Here is a 19738-nt window from a genome sequence, read left to right as displayed (position 1 = left end):
GTATCGTTAAGCTTGAATAGTTTGCCAGTAATTGTCGAGTTCGCTGATATGCAGTCCGAATGGAAATTTTCCGGCACTTTCTTTAATGAGGAAATGATTGACCTTCTCCTGGTAAGGCGTTCCGGCCAGCAGGCCGAATTTCTGGACCTCCAGTTGAAAGAGCATTTCGAAATTTTCCCTGCTGTCATTGGAGTCGGCAATGACACGGATAAGCGTCTTGATCTCTGCGACCATATCGGAAAATGCGCTCACCAGTTCATTATCTTCTTTGACCGGGATGGGATTTGCGCCGTAGTTCTCCGCTTCCTCTGACGGCGCGAACAGTAGTTCCTCTCCGTGGATCGCAGCACCCTGGACGGGTTTGGCGATCCCGATCACATCCGGTTGCTCCGGGGAATTGAAACTGGAGGGGAAAAGGGGGCTTTGGCTTTTGTTACTTTTGATCGTTGCTCGGATCTCGGTCCGGTACCATCTCAAAAGAATGTAACCGTAGTAAACGATCAGCAGGAGAGCGATCAGCGTAATGTAGTTTTGCCAGGTGAATTGTTGTAGCATGGCTTTGAATTTTAACAATGACCCTATTGTCATTGCGATAGTTCAAAGTTCGGCAGGCAGAGGCGGCCGCAACTCCGAGTGTGTCCGACTCGGAGTGCGACTTTTTACCTTTTTATCGCAGCTTTTTCTGGAGCCTGGTCAGGAATGCCGCCTTCATCTCGTCTAAATAGGCGGTCGGCGTCTGGCGTCCGCAAAGCCAGTCATACGTATCGTAAAAATTGCCGAGCGAAACGTTAAATGCACGCTCGATGAACTTGACGATACTTTTAAGATTTTTCTTTCCGAACGCTTCTGTGGCATGCCAGCTGTAGATCAGTTCAATGAGCGCGACCTTCGTTTGCTTCCAGTCAAATTCCCTGAGTTCGGGGTCAGACTGCACCACGGTATCTTTTTGGCTGTACCGCAGGATCGACTGCTCCAGGTGGTCCTGTAGCAGTTCGCTTGCCAGCACCTGTGCAAGTTTGTGATCATGCGTGGTGCTGAAGTCGGGGTCGAAATCGATGATACATTGGTCAGGATCCAGGTGGACGTCATAATTACCCCGGACGAAATAGAACTGGTCAAGGTAGCTTGCGTTTGTCCTGATATACTGGTAGAAAGACAGGTTACTTTCAAAAAAATGGTGGAGCACCCTGAGCTCGTTCAGGAAATAATCCCTCACCACCTTGCTTTCACCGATGGGTTTGCGGATCTCTATATGTAATAGGGATTGATAATAGATCAGCTGGGATTTAAACTTCGGCTTGATACTTTTAAAGAACTGGATCTCGTCATCAACGGTCTTCGGGGCGTTGAGCTTGCAGAAATCTTTCAGCTTGCGCATGTATTTAAGGGAACAGTAAATGGCTCGCTCCAAACGTTTGATGGTTTGGTCCTCTTCAAGTGTGATCTCATTAAGATCTCTGTGCAGATCGGCATATAGCCGTTCACTAAATTTCACGATCATGGACTTTTAGTTTAGTTGAACAGTCCTGCCACCGGCTAATGCTTGCAGGTGTACCGAACAAGGACTGCTGGGTCACATTGTGATAGGGTGTGGGGTTATTTTGGGAAGTAAAGGGTTTCAACCTGGACGGTCATTCTTTTCAAAATATCCAGTACGACGGCTGCCGTGGATTGTTCGCTGGAATAGAAAGCCTTGCGGAAACTTTTGATCGAAATATGTTCCTGCTTTTTTGTTGTGAAATTCCGGCTGAAAAAGCGAAAAAGGTCAGATATATTCGTCACCGGAAAGCTACCTGTCTGATAAAGCAACCGGGTGAAAAGTGCCAGTTGTGGAACAGAGCAATTTAAAGGTACCGTATTCCCCTTCTCTGCAGGTTTATCCTGCAGTCCCGCACGGTCGATCAGCCAGGTCAGGAGGGTCTCATTAACGGGAGGAAATGCGGGATCGATCGAGGGTACAGGGTTCATCCCCGTTTCAGTCAACCTACGGCATAATTCGCCGGCACGTAGCTCAGGTGGACCTGCCTTTGAATGATGTGTTGCTTCAACCCTGTTTTTGAACCAGTTTACAAATGCCGGGCAGTTAAAATTTTGCCTGTAAAGCAGCAAAAATATCCGTCCTGCCCGATCGTCCGATTCAATGTCCCGGCAGATCCTCACCGTTTGTATGGCTTGTATGATGGATTCTCGCTGGCGGAAGCTAAGCCCTCCCGGACCAGCGTTTTCAACCAGTTGGGCAAGTGAGCAAGTGACAGCCGTTAGTAAAGCTGTTTCCTGCGGGTTCTCCGTATTATCAAAAAATGTACTGGTATCTTCGATCACCGTTTGTTCCAGATGCCGCATGGCATAATCGCTTAACGAAATATCCTTGTCGATGTATTTTTGGTAGGATATTTCAAGATGGTCCATGAGGGCGTCTAATCCCTCGCCGATGATCTGTGCCGGGCCATTTACACCCTCGCCGTCGCTGCCATAAAAGGTAGAAATATCGTTGGCGAGTCTGATCAGTCCGGCCTGGTGGAACCGGATATAACGGATCAGGGAGGCATCACGGTGACCACCAAAGAATTGCTGCAGGATCGCCGCGCGGAATTGAACGGAGATTTCTGCAAAAAGCTCCCCTAACTGCTCGTTAGTGACAACAGCGACCTCTCCCGACGGGTAGACGTACCGGCCGATAAAAGCTTCAATGATATGTAATTCTGATCGGAGCAATTAAGGAAGTTTAAGATGTTCATTGTGCGCATTTAGCGCTTCGATTACGGTTTTGCTATGTTATCAATAATTTATTTTTTAATTTAATGTTAACTTTTACGTCCGACATGCGTATTGATTGTCGTAATAATGGTGGTTGCTGTAATCGTCGTCGGATCAGTTCCTTCCGTAGGGAAAGAGCCGGTTTTGATCGGTGCGATGTTGTAGTCGCAAACAGTGTTCACTCGTTTAACGAGTTTTTTTGAAGTCGATGTTTCCATAGCCTGGGGATTTTTTTTAAGCCAAGCTATTGACGAATGGGGCGATGAACGATTCTGTTTGACGGAGAGCCTTTTGCTCTATGCAGAAAGCGGATTTTAATATTAAGGTATAGGATAATGAGGGATAAAATGGATTTGGTGGTAAAATCAGCGGTTTTCAGGCACGTGGTGTTCTGGGCGCTGTATATTACCTATGAACTGGCATTTTATCATATCAATTCGGGCACCCGCGCCCCCGTCATCCACTTTGTTGTTTTTTATTTACTAAATATCGGCCTTTTCTATTTTAACGCACACGTCATCCTTGACTTTGCCTTTTTCCGGACCAGACTCAGGTTCATGAATAGTGCGGCCCTCATCATATTAGAACTTACGATTTACCTGTTCGTAAAATATGTGCTCGACAATATGATTTCCGGTATTGAAGGAACCCCGGGCGTGGTTAAATTTACCAAGCAGTATTCTTCCTACAGTATCTGGCGCGGCCTTTACTTTATCGGGTTGAGTATTGCATACTGGTCAATGATCTATATGGAACATTTCCGCGAAAGGAACCACCGGATCACAGCAGAGCAGTTAAGGACAAAAGCCGAGAATCTGGAACTGGAGAACCGGATCATCACGGTTGAAAATGCTTTTCTTAAGAACCAGATCAGCCCCCATTTGCTATTTAACACGCTGAATTTTATTTACAACGATGTCTATCATAAATCTGAAAGGGCAGGCGAGGGCGTGATGCTCTTATCTGAATTGATGCGGTACTCATTGGTCAGTGGAGACTCGCATGATCAAGTACCGCTCAGTGATGAGATCAGACAGGTCGAGAATTTGATCAGGTTATGCCGGCTGCGTTTTGGCGACCAGGTATTTTTCAATTTCCGCCGGAAAGGAAAACTGACAGGTATAAAGGTCATTCCGCTCATTTTCGTAACACTCGTGGAAAATATGATCAAACATGGCGATATCGGGGAAGAGTCCTGTCCCGCGACGGTTGAATTGATCAGGATGGATGATGAGCTTATCTTTCGAACCTCTAATCCTAAAGGCAGTAGCCTGCCATCTGTTCGTACCGGCCTTGGGCTGAAAAATTTAGAAAAAAGGTTGCATAACGCTTACGAAAATAGATATCGGTTTGAGATCGCGGATCTTGGCGATATCTTTTCTGCCGCTATATATTTAAAGATATGAAGATCAGTTGCTATATTATTGATGATGAGTCCGATGCTATCAGGGTATTGAAAGACTATGTAGAGAAGACAGACGGCCTACAGCTTGTCGGGGCAGAACAGGATCCCGTGAAGGCACTGGATGCGATCACGGGTCCGGATGCACCCGAGATCACGTTTATTGACGTGGATATGCGGAAGCTGACCGGCCTGGACCTGGCGGGTATGGTGAATTTATATACCTGCGTTGTTTTTACGACCGCTTATCCGCAATATGCTATCCAGGCCTTTGAAAAGGAGGCCTTCGATTACCTGCTGAAGCCGATAAGTTATGAACGGTTCCTGAAATGTATACAACGCGTGAAACGCAGGAAGCTTAAAATGGGCGAAGCGAGCGACGTCAGGTACGACAATTTCTTCAATATCAAAAGCGAGATCAAAGGGCGTATGGTCAAACTTTGCTACGACGATGTATGGTACATTGAGGGCGCCCAGAATTACATCACCATCCATACCCGGGAAGAAAAGCACATGACCTACCTGACGATGAAAGAGATCGAACATCATTTACCGGCTTCGGGTTTTATCAGGGTGCACCGATCCTATATCGTCAACGTAGATCAGGTCAAGGTTATCGAACGTAACCGCCTGAAATTACTCGACGGGACGGAAATCATTCTTGGCGACTTTTATAAAAAGCGGTTCCTGGACATCATGGACAGTCACCTCATCAAGGCAAAACACGCGTCATGAACGCGTATTTTGCCTTTTCGCCCGACCCTCGTCGGCCATGATCGTCTTATACAGGAAATAATAGGTTATCATCTCCTGTTTGCGGGAATCAAAAGTAAATATCCGGTTGAGATGCATATGGATAAGGCTCCTGAGCAGTGACCACCTGAACAGGCTCTCCGCGTCCGCAAATCGGCTCCGAAGGACCGATACACTCCGCATGAAATTTTGAAATGCAGTAGAAAGCCCGTGTTTCTTATAGAATTCTTTAGCCTGAAGAGCTTCCCGCATTTCATAACCAAGTGTCCGGTATTGTTTGTCCAACTGATACCTGATATGCTCTGCTTCAAATTCCGGAAGAAATGTTTCATAACTTGATAAAGTGAAGTTGGCCCGTTCCGCTGTAGGGATAAATAAAGTGATCATGTCCCTGACGGTTCGTATTGCGAGAATGTACGGAGCGATCCGCCCGGCTACTGGTGATGCCTTTATGCTGGCGATGACCAGTTTGCTGCTGGCCCAGAAATGCGACTCGACGAGTTCATACCTCATCGCAGGATATCGCTCAAGTTCACGCGTGTACACATCGACGTGATATGCTCTGATCAGATGGCGGTCAATGTCTGTTCCGAGCGCCTGACGGAAAGCGATCAGGATCTCACTGATATCTTTTGGACAGACTTTGAGCCGGAGCCTGATATGCTGTGCCGGGTCCTCGTAGCGAACGAAAAACCATTTTGAGATACGGCTATTGGAATAATGCCTGTTGATCAGAGGAGCCAACTTTACCAGCAATTGATTTGCACCGGATTTTCCCATATAGATCTTCAAAAACAGCCATTCTGTTCCGGGCATGAATTTACGCTGCTGGGCGCCGGTTGGGGCCGTTTTTTCGTTCACTGAAATGGGGGGATGGATAGATTTGGGGTAAAGTAATGCACTATACTGCTTAACATAAGAACCGCAAACCGGCCAGTCGGCTTTTTCAACCTTGTCGGTCAACAAGTATTCCTTTAGAATGGCCTGGCGCTTGCCCCTGATACATTGCAGAAACAGGGTAGTATCAGCAACCCTGCTACGGTCAAATACAAGTTGGCGGTCTCCTTCGATCAGGCTAAAGATCATCGGAATATCTTTCTCGGTAAACGGGCTGTCATAAATGCCGGCATACATTTGTTGCTCTGACGAAGAACAGAGTTTCGCGATCTCAACGGAGGAAAGCACCCATGTCGCCAAATGTAGGATCGCATTTTTGTATTGGACCCTTGGGTAATAGTTTAAGCCCGGGAAAAGTACGGTTAGGTCAAGGGTCAGATCAGTCGGGCCGTATTGATAGGCCAGGTCTGCCAGGAAACGGAATTGCGGCAGTTTGTTAAGTTGATGGTTATAGGCCGTAGACAATCTCGGGATGACCATTTTCTGGTGTTTATCTGACCAAAGGATCACGCGGCCACCCTCAGTGCGAACGGAAAGCTCACTTAATTGTATCTGTCGGTTACGCGGGAGGCGGGATGGCGAAGTTACAGGCAGCTCATAATGCCAGGTATGGTCACGCCGGTTGATATTGTCGATATGAGGATCGCTCAGATGCAGGATCTCTGCAAAGATAACATCAGGCGCTGACTTTTCCTGCATTGCCGCAATCGATTTTGCTGCTGAACTAATTTCGCGATCAGACGCGGTGAACCTGCCGATGAGGGATAAGGGATTGACGCCGCCCGCACTTTCGAGGTAAACCTTGTCCTCTATGGTTCTGAAAAGAATATTAATGCCGAAAGCGGTTCCCGGCAGTCTGTCGTGCAGATCCAGATCTTCCGGCAGGATCTCGATGATTTTTCCTGCCCCATTGCCATTTTTCCATTTGTTCAGCAGCAATTGTTTCACCTTCGTCCATTCAACTGGATCGCCCGTATCTTTCGGTTTGACGGATATATCAAGGGTTTCCAATAGCGGGTTTGATCCGGAAGTTGTTTCCCCTCCATAACCAATCCCGAATTCAGGGTCCAGGGCCTTCATCAAACTTACGGTTTGCCCTTCAAAGAATTCGTCAAAATCTTTTCTGAACACTTCTAAAGTAACGGGATATACAGATGTACAAAGGTGGCTTAGGCAAAATAACCCGTCATTAAGAGCTGATCGAAGCTTGGTATCCAATGCGTTACCGGCTGCATTTTCGATGGCGGTGACCTGCAAAAGATTTTCCGGGGAAAGGAGGTTAAAACCTGCCTCGCGATTGAGATACTCATTCAAAGATCGCACGGTATCGCTCATGTCAGTTTGGGGCTGGATTTGCCGTATCTCTTCTAGTGGAATTTTAATTTCGCTGTGCCATGCTTTTGGTTGTCCCACTATGGCCGGACGGTCAAAAGCAACAAGTACCTGAGCTTCGGTCAGGAAAAGGAAGAAATCTTTTGCTTCCTGCCTTGTACAGGTAGCTGACCTTGCGATAAGGTCAATGATGACCGCTTCTTTTGCCGGGTCGGTAATTCCTGCGATAAGGTCATTGATCACATCGGAGTTCGGTATCGATTCAAGGTAATATTCTCTTATTTGCTTCCCCTCATCAATGACAGTCCGGATAAATCGAATCTCGTCGCCCGTCTCGTACCAGGTAGGATTAATTTCATATGACCTGCTTTCAGGGTCAAAATACTTCGCCAATACGCGGAGTCGTTCATCCGGACAGATGACCAGCTTAAGTTCAGATTCTGCAGCGGGGTTCGCAGTCGGTACGCCCCAGCGCAAAAGCCTCACAGAAGAAAAAAGTCCAAAAGGAACGGCCCGGAAGCAAGCCCTGTTGATGTATTTGGAAACGGTGTGCTTTCCTTTTTTCGAAAGTTGATCATAGTTAAAACCTGACTTACTAATCGTTAGGTAGAGGCCGGGACTTGCAATATACAGCGCGGCTCTGAAAAATGGCAGGTCCAGAAAGAACTGTTCTCCTTTACGGTAGTCTTCAGCATTAAATAGCGGGCTTCTCGCCAATACATGATCGGCAAATTGATAGGGAATAAATTGATCCATGGTTGCTATACATTAAACTCCCCAGTCTATGGTACAGCATGTCGGTCAACTTATCGCAGCAAGACCTTTCAAAATTAGTTTAGCTAACGCGATGTACAAAACTCGGAGTTTTTTTTAGTAATTCCATGTTACTCGTTATTAAAAGTTAGTCCTGGGGCCAGAATTGATACCCTGCTCATCCTCATCGGAAGAGCATAAAAAGAATGATCAACACGGCCAATAATGCTGATGAGAGCAATTTGTAACTCGCCATTCCTTTCCAGCCTGATCTCGTAAATGGTTCACCCCATGAGGTCCAGCATAATTCACTAACAGATTCACCTGACCCTTTTGAGTATGCCAATACAATCACCACCTGCAGGAGAATGCAAGTTAAAAATAGGTAAAATGCAACCATCATGAATGGCGCGGATCCTATAATTGAATCAGGGATCAGTTTCCTGTAACAATAAACGAGTAAACCTGCCAACGATCCGGCGTACAAAGTATACCTGGCTGAAACCGCGGAAGCCTTCTTCCAAAAAGCACCCAGGACAAAAACACACGTTATAGGCGGCGCTATATGTGCGATGATATCATTTATGCCGTTAGCAATGCTGTCATAAGAATTTAAAAGCGGTAGTAGACTGACAGCAATACAAAAAGCCACAATTGCCGTGAGTCTTCCGGTGTAAATCATACTGACTTCGCTTGAGTTTGGATAATTTTGCCTGTAAATGTCATAGCTAACCATTGTGGAGATGGAATTCAGCGAAGCGGCAACCTGACCCATAAGCCCTGAAACAAGTGCAGATACGATAATACCCAACATTCCCTTCGGAACGAGTTGAATGATCATAAGTGTATATATGCTTTTGCTGTCCAGACTTTCCTTACCGTCTGCGACGGATCGTATGGATGAAATGTCGAGCTGGCCTGTTTTGGCAAGACCATATGCAAAAAGTCCGGGCATAACAAACAAAAAAACGGGTAGTATCTTCAGAAACCCACATAAAATAGCGCCTCCTTTTGCATGATCTTCATTTTTTGCACCTAATACACGCTGGACAATCGTCTGGTCTGCGCACCAGTACCAGATGCCCAAAACAGGATAACCGAGCAACACAGAATACCATGGAATGCCATCTGGATCATTTTTTGGACGCATCATCGATAATTTGTCAATCGATTTATTCTGTCTCAGAATTTCAACCAAATGATCCCAGCCACCAATTTTTTGATAAGAGATGACAGTCAGAATGACAGCGCCAGTAAGTAATACAACAGTTTGGAGGGATTCTGTAATAACAACCGACCTTAAGCCGCCTGAGACCGTATAGACCGCGGCAATTGCTCCCATGAATATTACGCCGGCATATAAATTTATGCCGAACAGGGATTGCAAGACGACACCACCTGCAAGCAATGGAAAAGATATGTGAATGATAACTGAAGATACAATGGATACAACGGTCAGCCAATTTCTGCAGGAGCGGTCGTACCTGCGTTCGAGAAAGTCCGGCAGGGTGACCACGCCGCTTTTGATATATAGAGGAACAAAGAATACGGCTAATATGATCAATGTAAATCCTGCCATCCATTCGAAATTCCCAATAAGTAACCCTGTATCAAAACCACTTTGAGCCAAGCTGACTAAATGAACGCACGATATATTTGATGCAAAGAGCGCCAGGCCGATTGTATGCCATTTTAGCGATTTTCCCGCCAGAAAATAATCTTTAGCACTGGCTGTAAAGTCTTTTTTTTTTGACCTTCCGGAAAACAATCCGATCATTAACACTACCACTAAATATATGATGGTAATTGAAAGGTCTGTAGTACTTATCATGCTGACTTCACTTGTCTTTGTAAACGTTGCTGGTCAAAGTAGCAGGAATACTTTAATAATTCCGCAGGTTTTTGGTATCACCAATGATACCAAATTTAATTTGCGTTTTGAAAATTAGGAAAATATACTAAAGACCTTCAGTAGTCGCAAAACATTCATTTAACTGAAGCTGCCAGCATCCTGTAGCGCAAATCCGGATTGCTGTTATTGCTGAAATCATCGCATTGGTCTTCGGCAAAACGGAACCTGAAGCAATATCCGATCCTTTTTTAAGGTAATGCTGTAGATCTGATAAATTAATAACGAACGGTATGGACAGGTATGTTTTTCTTATTTATCACCATACCGGGGTTACTTGAGCAAAAATGCATAGGCAAGGCGCAAGACATACGAGTTGACCTTACTGCTGTTCAGATCTTCGTTAAAGTTGGTCGTGCGTTCATATCTTACACCTGTATCAAGGTAACTCATGCCGCTCAGTTTGAATTGATAACCCATCTGGGGAGCGTAGACGAAAGCGGTGGTGCGCTGTAGCCCTGTTTCAGATTTATTGAGCAGAAAATCCGCGCCGGCTTCTGCCTGAACATAAAAACTGTTTAGGGGAAAATATTTGAGACCTGCTTTTCCTGCAATAAGACGAATATCAGCTTTTGCCGGAAACCTGGCATTATCGTCTTTAAAATAATTCTGGTAACCGGCATTGACGGTCACAAAAATGTTCCTGGTAACAGGGGTGGCTGCCTGAAGCGAGCCGCCGAGGCTCCATTTGTAGGCTTCCCTTATACTGCCTGAGGTTAGACCGGACTCTACACCTGCACTATAGATGATCTCTTTGATCGATTCGCTTTTTGCTTCGGTCTGCGCTTTTACAGAAAGGCTGCTGTTAGCTAAGATGATAGCAGCGACCGCTAATTTGAAATGAGTTTTCATATCTATTGCGTTTATATGGATAAATGTTTTGAATTACTTTTGAAAATATTTGCCGGGTTTTCAATGCCTGAACTTTGTGCCAGGGAAAAGGAGAACGCTGCCCCGCATTCTTTTTTGCTTTGAACCCAGACCATCCCATCGTGCTGGCAAATGATCTCTTTAACCAGGAAAAGACCGATCCCGAATCCTTTCTGGCTGTTTACCTTTTCACAGTCGGCGCGGAAAAATTTATTAAACAGCAGTTTCTGGTCGTCTGTTGCTATTCCGATGCCCTGATCGATCACCGAAACAATAATTGCCTGCTCATTTCGCTGGCATAAAATCCTGATGAGGCTGTCGGTTGGGGAATACTTGACAGCATTGGATAGCAGGTTATAGATCACCTGGCCAATCTTGGCCCTGTCCGCATAGACGTATAGGCTATCTTCTGTTTCAAGTGACCATTCATGTTTATTGTCCCCGGAGAAATGTTCCTTAAACAGCTCATGTATCATGATAGAAAGGTCAAAACATTCCTTGCGCAACACGATCTTGCCGGAGACGATCTGTGACATGTCCATAACATTCTCTATTGTTGAGGTCATGATGGTGACCTGATTGTCAACTTTTTCCAGTAAACCCATTGTATCAGTGTCCAGCTTACATCGCGCCGCTGCTTTAGCCATCTGAACATAGAGCCTGATCACAGAAAGCGGAGATCTCAGTTCGTGGCCCATCAATGCCATAAGATCGCCATTTCCCCGGCTCTCAGTATTACCAGTTGCCCATGTATCGCCGGCAGGCTGCTGCGCGCCTGTGGTGTCTTTCGAATGAAAATACTTGCTAATCGGGTCTGAGTTTTTCATAAATATTTTGCTTTATAAACTAACAAGCCTGTTACCGCCATCACAGATCGGACCGGTCTACCCGCCTTCTTTTCGAGTGACTCTGGTCTAAAAATATCATCATCTCAATGCCTTCCCAATCAATAAAAGGCTGAAACGGACTGTTTAACCGATGAATTCGGCATTTTTTGCCGCGAATATTCTGAACGATTTAAGTGAGCGCGGTCAATTGCCGGACGAAGCAAAGGCTATGGGCTGCATCACCGCGGTCACTATTACAATTGGAAAGGTTTTGAAATAAGATGGACTGCCGGAACCAGGGTGCTCATCTTATCCTTGATGTAATAGGAAGAGCTTTCCTGAATGCTTTTCGGTTTTACTGCACTCAGATAAGCCAAGGGGAGATGAAGGTTGAATAGGGTGCCTCAAAGGGGATATTGGCCCAACCGCCCTAGCGGGTAGGTTCGGCTATTTGCTTTGAAAAAGGGGGACAAAAAAATGCTGGATCGTTGATTGAAACTGTTTGGTTATTTCGAAAATGTGTGGTGCTCCGGGTGTTTGTTTTTTAAAGGATGTAAGGAGGTTGTAAGTGAAAGGCTTATCGATCCTGCCCGGAAAGTCTTCGGTTCCTCTTAACACCAATGCCGTCAGGCTAAGTGGAATACGGGTCTCGTTAACAGCTTGTTGAAGATGCCTAAAATTTTCCGGAACCGGTTTCCATCCCTTACCCGCTCCGAATGTCAGCAGACCTGACGATGCCGATATTAAAGTGAACGTTTGCTCAGTGCAATGTAACTCCTGCGGCCCGGCGGACTGTGCTTTTATCTTCGCGGGAATGATGAATATTAGGGTTAAGAGAAAGATCAGTTTTTTCATGGTTTAACAAAATGTGATGGCAAGAGTGATTTAGTCTTCTTCATCTGAAGGAACATCTTTTTTCTTTTTTTGCCAGGATAGCGCCATGCCGCAAGATTGGGGATCCCTTTCGAACCGGCTTTCTGAAATGGTAAATAAGGTAGCGAGGCTAATGAAAAAAGTAGTAACCTTTAACTTTATCTTGTGCATGACTTTTGTTTAAGAAAATTAAAATGGCTTTGCGCAAGGGCGCAAAGCCATTGATTGATTATTGGTTGTTTGCGGCTGCAATGATCACTTTCGCAACTGCTTCCGGTTGGGAGATGAACACAACGTGCGAACCTTTGATCTCGGTGATCTTCGCTTTGGCCCGGATGTACATCTGTTTTTCAACGCCGGGATTAATGGCTTTATCCTCTGTAGCAACAATCCCATAGCTTGGTTTTGTTTTCCATGCCACTTCTGTTACAGGTTCTGCAAAACAGGCGCCGATAATGGGTGCCTGAGACGCCTGCATAAAGTCACTCTGCGCTTTCGGTACGTCCGCTGCAAAGCCACTATGGAACTTGGCGGGAACAAAATAGACAAAGCCAAATTGATCAGGGTCTGTAAAGCCGGCTTCCGGGGCCGGAGGGGCTGCACCCACCCATTTGGCTGTATTCTCACCGGCATCTGGTGCGAAAGCAGCCACGTAAACCAATGCCGCCACCTTTGGATTAACGCCGGCCTGGGTGATCACCGTACCGCCCCAGGAGTGTCCGACCAGCACAGAAGGTCCGTCCTGAGCATTGAGAACACTATTGGTTGCAGTAACATCTGCGTTCAGTGAGGTCAGCGGGTTTTGTACGATGCTGACATGATAACCTTTTTTGATAAGGATATCGTATACTGCTTTCCAACCCGACCCATCCGCGAACGCACCATGTACAAGTACGATGTTTTTGATCGGTGCTTTTTGTGCCATGACTTTCGAAACGCCCGTGAATAATTGAGTGGTTAATAAAAGGGCGGAAAAGAGCAGTAATTTCGTCCTGCTGATGTAGTTGACTTTAGTTTTCATAAACATGTATGGTTGATTGATAAATTGAATTAATTGTTGAACTGAGTTCTTGCGGCAGCATGTATCACACCGGTCTCGCGGTCTTGCATGAAGCCGACGATCTCCCATTTTTGCGTGTCAAACCCTTTCGGCAGGCTGATCTCTTTTGTACCATTGCCGCTTCGCTCGGGATCAATGGTATACAGATCGCGAACGATCTGCGAATGGGTTAAAGTCCGGCCTGCGTTCTCTCCTGAAGCAACTTTGCTGATCGCATGTTTCTCGACTACGGCGATCAGTAACTGGTCGTTTTTTGCATCGCCGCGAAAAGCATAGTCTATCTTCAGCTTTCCGGAGGTTTCCTGTCCTTTCAGCAAAAGTGCCGTCGAAGGTTTTCCGCTTAAGGCTGCAGATAGCGCTTCCCTGGAAGCTTTCTCGTCAGAACCTACGAATTCAGCTTTCCCATTTACGATCACTTGCGGCGTATAAACCTGGCCGGTGAACTGTTTACCGTATCTGTACTGCCTTTTGCTGAATAACGGATTGCTGAATACGTCCCTCCATCCCTGACGATCCCAATAATCGACATGGTAGGAAAGGACATATACAGGTTTTTCACCTGCTTCGCTTTGGATCCTAGCAAGCAATTCATCGGCAGGCGGGCAACTGGAACATCCTTCCGATGTGAAAAGTTCAAGCACCGCAAATCCGTCACCTGCCAAATCCTCCGTTTTCTTGGAGGCAAAACTTTTGTTGACAAGGGTCGCGCCGATAATGACCAATGCGATCAACGCGCTTATAGCTGAAATTTTTATCGTTTTCATAAGAATCATTTATTTGTTTGATTCAAAAGTAGTTTTCAGCTTGCCGGGTCACGACCTGTTTTAGCCCGAACCAGACATTTTTTACGGCCAAGCCGTAATTTGCCGGTCTGAACAATCCTGGGTTAGCGATCACTCATCCAGGAAAGAAAAATATTGGTCTTTTCTTTATGTATCAAAAGCTTATCCGGGGTTTCAACGGTCAGTTTAACGAAGAGCTTGCGCATGAAGTAATGCTCGACTTCTTTTATCGCCTTGAAATTGATCAGGTATTTCCGGTTGACCCTGAAAAACTGACTGTCCGATACCGAGTTAGTGATCTGGTCAAGCGATTGGTTCAGTGTATATTCCTCCTGGTCAAAACCCATCAGCGATACGGAGTCATTTCGAACATAGAAATAAGCGATATTTTCGGTTTGTACGGTAGTGTACTTTTGATGTTTAAAAACCAGGAAACTTGTTTTTGCTGTAACCGGTTTGGCGGCCTCCGCCTTCGGTTTGACATCTTCTTCGCGTTCCGGGTAGTTAGGTGTCAAGATCGCCGGCCATTCCTGTGATATCAGGCGTTTGAACAATAGCGATTCTGCTGTCTTCACGTCTTTCGGCCGGACCGCATTCATTCCGGGAATATACAAAAGATGATCTTTCACAAATATCATTTCCTGACCGAATCCGGATCCCTGCAGATCCAGTATGCTGAGGTTTTCAAATAGGTTACTCATATTCTTTATTTTAATCGTGGGTTTTAAGTGGCAGATAGGTTTGTTTATGATTGTATATGTTTTGTTCGTGCTAATTTGTCGAGCTCGTGCAAATTCAGGTCCCACTTGATCGGTAGTTCAGGCTCGTCTATTCTTAATTGTCTTACCAGTGAGCGCGTTTTCCGTACCGAACCCCTTAGCCGCCGATTGATCCAAAAAAAATGATTCTCAGTCTGCGTTGCGGCGACGAAAATAATTGCGGCGCAGATCAGCATCACGCTGTGCGTTAGAATAAAGACATTTTCCATGGTAAGCTTGCTAATGGTAGTGAAATGCAGCTTCGCTACCGTTAATGCTATTTACAAAGGCTGTGCCGAGAGTTCAATTGCCTGTTTATCAGTATTTTGGAATATTTTTCAAAATTTTCAACCATGGGATATCATGATTTTGAAAGATCATGATTGAAATTTAATGATAGAACGGAAAATAGCGTTTCCTCCGCTCGGGTTTTTAAAGCGGTTCGGCAGGCTGTTTACCGGCGCTTGATTTAACGCTCTCAAAACTGATCGTGATTCTGGTGCCGCCACTTATTTCAAAAAGCAATTTCCCATTAATGTCCGCACAAAGACCTCTCATCAGTTCAATGCCTAATGAAGATGACCGCGCAGCATTGTCCGGTAAACATAACCCGATCCCATTGTCGGCTATCACGATAATGATCTTTCCATCGTTTTTTTCAAGCAGAATGCTGATCTTGCCCTGTCGTTGCTCCGTGAATGCATGTTTGATCGCGTTCGTCATTGCTTCGTTAATGATCAGACAGATCGGAATGGCTTCCGAAATATCGATATCCACCTTGCTGATCATGAACTCAGGAAAGATGCGTCCCGATACACCGAAGCTTCTGATAAGATTTTCAGCCAGAATGGGTATGTACAGCGCCAGATCGATCGAGCGGATATCATCCGAGCGGTAAAGTTGATGATGTATGAGAGACATGGCGTAGATCCTCTGCTGGCTGACCTCGATGGCCGTCAGTGCTTCGTCTGAAAGATATTTCGCCTGCGATTCGAACAGGCTGATAATGGTTTGGAGATTATTCTTTACCCGGTCATGAACTTCCTTCAACAGCCATTCTTTTTCGTGGAGCGATATGGCCAATGATTGTTTCTTCATCTTTAAAAGGATGTTTGCTTTCATGACGGATCTGGAATGTTTGATCAGCATGCCTATGGTCAGGAGCAACAAGCCACAGCCAAAAGCGACCCAGACGCGGGTATAGCCGGCATTTTTAAGCCTAAGTCGCTCTACCGCGGCTTCATTCTTTAGCTGCTTGATGTTTTTTTCCTTTTGCTCATTGTGAAAAGCGATCAGCAGTTCCTCGATCTTTCTGTTTTTATCGGTATTGACCACCGAGTCCAGCATCACCTTGCTGAGACGATAGTATTTCAGCGCACTCTTGAAATTACCCGCGGTTGAATCCGCTTTGAATAGCAGGGCATATACTGCTTGCCTGTACCGGGTAGTGGAACTTACGCCAAAATAACTCAGCGCAGACAACAGATATATTTTTGCTTTTTGGGGACGTTGGGTGTCCATATAAAATTGCCCGATACGGTAATAACTGTAACCCACCTCATATTCCGGAAAAAAATCGTTTTGATGCCTGATCAGCCATAACATTTTTTCATATGCACCTTCCGCTTTATCAGTTTTATGCAATGCGGAATAACAATCACCCAGTTGCCTGTTCAGTAATCTTTGATCATCAGGGATCTTAAATTTACCCATTGAACTGTGTTCTTTTAAAAATTTTAAGGCCTGGCCCGCATTGCGCTGGGCGATCATACCCGTGACGATCGTACCCCTGATCTGTGGCACGCAGCTGTATTTTTTTTTACTCAAACAGTAACTTAGCGTTTTTCTTGACCAGGAAAGCGATTCAGATACATTTCCAAGGACCATGCAGATACCGCTCAGTCGACCATGAAACGTGATGATATTCGCTGAATCTGCAGGTGTTTTCATCATTTTCAACGATCTTAAACTGTATTCCAGGGCCTTTTGATAGCTGCCCTTCTCTATATAAACCGCAGCCAGCAGATCGCAGCTGTACATCAGGTTATCATGTGAGGCATTGGATCCAGGTCGGGTGATCTGCAGAAGTTCACTCTCTGCCTGCACAAGCTTATCCTGCTGCAGGTGAATGTCCGCGATATTGCGCAGGACATTATATTCGGACTGCTGATCCTTCAACCGTTTCTTGATTTGCAGCGCGTTTTGTAAACAGTATGCTTTGAAGGCCAGAGCCTGCGTCACATTTTTAATATTTGCAGCCAGATATTGCCATGCATATCCTTCATCTTCAATATTTTTATCAGACTGGCACTTTTTTATGATCGGCAGAAACAGTGGTTTGGGATCTTTTCGCGGATCGGTCCTGCAGATTGAATCCGCTGCAAGTATTTGATTGAATACAGGTCCCCAATCCTGGCCCTGTACCAATCCGGTGCCGGCCAGGAGCAGAAAGCAGGAAAGGATTGTTCTGACAGTATTCATCGTGGCTTTTTAGACTTTTATCTTTGTTCAAATGCAATTTTTTAATTGACGAGGAACTTTATTCCAACTCAATAAATATCAGTGGATCCCGTTCACTGTCTGTTACGTTTAAGGTGCAATTAAACGGGATCTGAAGGTTTAAAAATGATCGTAATCTGCAGACCCGGATCCGAATCAAACTTGATATCTCCATTGATCTCGGCCACCAGTCCCTTCATAAGCTCTATCCCTAAGGACTGGTACTGTTTATCCATCGGGTTTTCTAAGAGTCCTGTCCCGTTGTCCGCAATGATCAGTTGAAGCTGATGGTTTTCTCTTATCAATGAAATCGTGATTTTTCCCTTTTTCGCTTCGGGGAAAGCATATTTGATAGAGTTCGTAACGGCTTCATTAATGATCAATCCAATTGGGATCGCGTAGGTGATACTGAGCGTGATGGGGTCTAAATTAAACACAAAGCCGATCAGGCCATTGATACCAAAGCTGGTTCTGAGGTTTGCGACCAGTTCTGGAATGTATTCGTCCATATGGATGGTCTTGATATTTTCAGAACGATAGAGTTTCTGGTGGATAAGGGACATCGCGTAGATCCTGTTTTGACTGTTCTCTATTGCCTTTAATGCATCGTTCGCAAGATATTTGGCCTGCGATTCCAGAAGACAGATGACCGTATGCAGATTATTTTTCACACGGTGGTGAACCTCTTTGAGGAGCCATTCTTTTTCGATGACCAACTGTTCAAGCATCCCGTTCTTCCGGGATATCAAACCATTGGTCTTCCGGGTCACCTTTGCCTGGCGGTATAAAAGGGCTGCGATCACCAGCAACATCAGTGAGCCGCCGATGATCCAGTTTCTAGTCTGTTCCGCCTGTTTCAGGTTAAGCTTCTGTACCTTTGCAGCATTTTTAAGATCGTTGATGTTTTTATCCTTTTGCTCGGTATTATAGGCGATCTGCAGTTCTTCGATCTGCTTGTTCTTTCTTGCGTTAAAAATGGAATCTTTGATCCGGGTATTTTGCTGAAGCCAGGTGATCGCGGTGCCGAAATTTTGCATTGAGGAGTCTGCCTTATAAAGCAACATAAAGATATTTTTCTTATCGTTTTCATATCCGGCAAGCTTGTATCCGCTCAAAGCTTCCAGGAAAAATGATTTTGCAACGGCGGGTTTCCCATTCTGAAGATAATAGTTACCGGTTTGGTGAAAGCTTACCGCTTTTTCCTGGATTGAGAATTTGTTCTTGTTTCGCCTGACGAGATCGATCATTAGGAGAAGTTTTGCTTCGGCTATTTTTTTTTGGTTCAGCGCGTCGTAACACCTGGCATATTGTGATAAAAGGTCGCGCAATGTGCTCAGATCAGACGGAGGGTACTTTTTGTGGTCCTTTTTAACAAGGTCAAGCGCCGCATTGGCTTTCCCCATGTCGATCAAATTGATGATCACCGTCGTTCGAACGATGGACATCAGTGATCTGTCTTTAATTTTTATGGCGGCTTCGTAAGCTTTTTTAGACCATTTATAGCTTTCATGCGGGTTATCCAGGTCAATGTAGATCACGGCAAGCCGGTCATAAAATGTCAGTGCATACGGCATATCTTCGGTGCGCATGCTTTTCACCGTAGTCAGCCCGTAATATAGCGCTTTATCATAGTTTCCTGTAAAACTGTACAGGGCGGAAAGCAGGTCCGTAGCGAAGATCAAATTCTGGTGGGATGCCTGTTTGTTTTTAATGATCCCAAGCAGCTCGTTTTCGGCGGTGACGAAATATTGTTGCTGGATATGTATGTCTGCCATTTTCCGGATAACATCCAACTCTGTTTGCACGTCACCTGTTTTTTTGATGAGTTTCAGTGCCTGCTCATAACAATGCAAACGATAGGAGTTCGTTTCAGGCGTCACCTCGATATCTTTCGCCATGTAGAACCAGGCCCAGAATTCGCTTTTTATGTCGTTTAACAGGCGGCTTTGTAAAACCAGCGGCTTAAGCAGGGGTTCAGTTCTTAGTGCCGGTTTTTTTTGATAAGCGGAGTCAATGCGCAGAATTTGCCGCGTGATGGTCGAGATGGGCTGTGCAGAAACCGGCCGAAAGATCATCAGGAACAAAAAAAAAACGATACACTTTTTCATGACGGTCCTTTCCTAGACGGTTTGTGGAATCGTGCAGCGCCCGCCCTGCACACTGTTTTGAATGATAGAAATCTATTTCTCATGATGGCTGATCAGCCGAACTGTTTTGAAATGCCGAGTTTGACCATTCTGGATTTGAGGGTTGAGGAATTGATATC

17 protein-coding genes are annotated in these 19738 nt (G+C 45.4%); 3 read left to right on the top strand and 14 right to left on the bottom strand.

Annotated elements, in window-relative coordinates:
• Nucleotides 1-6: 6 nt before the first annotated feature.
• The 4 genes from D0C36_RS22655 to D0C36_RS24635 all read right to left on the bottom strand — a co-directional run bounded on the left by D0C36_RS22655 (nucleotide 7) and on the right by D0C36_RS24635 (nucleotide 2975).
• On the bottom strand, nucleotides 7-555 hold the full coding sequence (locus D0C36_RS22655) for a hypothetical protein (protein WP_147322084.1): 549 nt from the start codon (nucleotides 553-555) through the stop codon (nucleotides 7-9).
• 112 nt (nucleotides 556-667) lie between these two features.
• Entirely contained in the window at nucleotides 668-1501 is an 834-nt protein-coding gene (locus tag D0C36_RS22650) for an RteC domain-containing protein (protein WP_117394015.1), read from the bottom strand.
• Between the two features lie 95 nt (nucleotides 1502-1596).
• Nucleotides 1597-2715, bottom strand: coding sequence for a hypothetical protein (locus D0C36_RS22645; RefSeq protein ID WP_117394014.1), 1119 nt, complete (start codon nucleotides 2713-2715; stop codon nucleotides 1597-1599).
• An 89-nt stretch (nucleotides 2716-2804) separates the two neighbouring features.
• Nucleotides 2805-2975 carry a hypothetical protein gene (locus D0C36_RS24635; RefSeq protein ID WP_158557182.1) on the bottom strand — a complete coding sequence of 57 codons (171 nt, stop codon included), beginning with the start codon at nucleotides 2973-2975 and terminating at the stop codon, nucleotides 2805-2807.
• A gap of 129 nt (nucleotides 2976-3104) precedes the next feature.
• On the opposite strand from D0C36_RS24635, the gene D0C36_RS22640 reads away from it, so the two are divergent.
• Complete coding sequence (locus D0C36_RS22640) at nucleotides 3105-4163, top strand: sensor histidine kinase (protein WP_158557181.1); 1059 nt, start codon at nucleotides 3105-3107, stop codon at nucleotides 4161-4163.
• Complete coding sequence (locus D0C36_RS22635; protein ID WP_117394012.1) at nucleotides 4160-4894, top strand: LytR/AlgR family response regulator transcription factor; 735 nt, start codon at nucleotides 4160-4162, stop codon at nucleotides 4892-4894. Before D0C36_RS22640 ends, D0C36_RS22635 begins: the two co-directional genes overlap by 4 nt.
• Here the strand turns inward: D0C36_RS22635 and D0C36_RS22630 are convergent.
• From D0C36_RS22630 to D0C36_RS22615, 4 genes are all read right to left on the bottom strand, one after another.
• The gene (locus tag D0C36_RS22630; RefSeq protein ID WP_117394011.1) at nucleotides 4889-7897 is read right to left on the bottom strand and encodes a lantibiotic dehydratase; all 3009 of its coding nucleotides are present in this window, start codon (nucleotides 7895-7897) and stop codon (nucleotides 4889-4891) included. The two genes, D0C36_RS22635 and D0C36_RS22630, sit on opposite strands and share 6 nt — an antisense overlap.
• Nucleotides 7898-8078: 181 nt before the next feature.
• Nucleotides 8079-9725 (bottom strand): sodium:solute symporter family transporter, encoded by a 1647-nt coding sequence (locus tag D0C36_RS22625; RefSeq protein ID WP_117394010.1) that lies wholly within the window; start codon nucleotides 9723-9725, stop codon nucleotides 8079-8081.
• A gap of 351 nt (nucleotides 9726-10076) precedes the next feature.
• Nucleotides 10077-10655 carry a hypothetical protein gene (locus D0C36_RS22620; protein ID WP_117394009.1) on the bottom strand — a complete coding sequence of 193 codons (579 nt, stop codon included), beginning with the start codon at nucleotides 10653-10655 and terminating at the stop codon, nucleotides 10077-10079.
• Between the two features lie 11 nt (nucleotides 10656-10666).
• Nucleotides 10667-11500, bottom strand: a complete 834-nt coding sequence (locus tag D0C36_RS22615) for a sensor histidine kinase (protein WP_117394008.1) — start codon at nucleotides 11498-11500, stop codon at nucleotides 10667-10669.
• Between the two features lie 151 nt (nucleotides 11501-11651).
• Between D0C36_RS22615 and D0C36_RS24900 the strand changes: the two genes are divergently transcribed.
• Entirely contained in the window at nucleotides 11652-11780 is a 129-nt protein-coding gene (locus tag D0C36_RS24900) for a hypothetical protein (protein ID WP_262512213.1), read from the top strand.
• Nucleotides 11781-11947: 167 nt separating this feature from the next.
• On the opposite strand, the gene D0C36_RS22610 is transcribed toward D0C36_RS24900, so the two are convergent.
• The 6 genes from D0C36_RS22610 to D0C36_RS22580 form a co-directional block, all read right to left on the bottom strand.
• Nucleotides 11948-12355, bottom strand: a complete 408-nt coding sequence (locus D0C36_RS22610; RefSeq protein WP_117394007.1) for a hypothetical protein — start codon at nucleotides 12353-12355, stop codon at nucleotides 11948-11950.
• A 247-nt stretch (nucleotides 12356-12602) separates the two neighbouring features.
• Entirely contained in the window at nucleotides 12603-13394 is a 792-nt protein-coding gene (locus D0C36_RS22605; RefSeq protein WP_117394175.1) for an alpha/beta hydrolase, read from the bottom strand.
• Nucleotides 13395-13423: 29 nt separating this feature from the next.
• A complete protein-coding gene (locus D0C36_RS22600) occupies nucleotides 13424-14197 on the bottom strand; it encodes a DUF1223 domain-containing protein (protein WP_117394174.1) in 774 nt (257 codons plus the stop codon).
• A gap of 122 nt (nucleotides 14198-14319) precedes the next feature.
• Complete coding sequence (locus tag D0C36_RS22595; protein WP_117394006.1) at nucleotides 14320-14916, bottom strand: LytR/AlgR family response regulator transcription factor; 597 nt, start codon at nucleotides 14914-14916, stop codon at nucleotides 14320-14322.
• A 489-nt stretch (nucleotides 14917-15405) separates the two neighbouring features.
• Nucleotides 15406-17454: a tetratricopeptide repeat-containing sensor histidine kinase gene (locus D0C36_RS22585; RefSeq protein ID WP_117394004.1), complete on the bottom strand. Its 2049-nt coding sequence runs from the start codon at nucleotides 17452-17454 to the stop codon at nucleotides 15406-15408.
• A 119-nt stretch (nucleotides 17455-17573) separates the two neighbouring features.
• Entirely contained in the window at nucleotides 17574-19580 is a 2007-nt protein-coding gene (locus D0C36_RS22580; RefSeq protein ID WP_117394003.1) for a tetratricopeptide repeat-containing sensor histidine kinase, read from the bottom strand.
• Nucleotides 19581-19738: the final 158 nt, after the last annotated feature.

It is taken from the genome of Mucilaginibacter conchicola (assembly GCF_003432115.1).
Taxonomy (GTDB): domain Bacteria; phylum Bacteroidota; class Bacteroidia; order Sphingobacteriales; family Sphingobacteriaceae; genus Mucilaginibacter; species Mucilaginibacter conchicola.
Note: the sequence above shows the minus strand (reverse complement) of the source record. Positions and strands in the feature narration are given on the sequence as shown.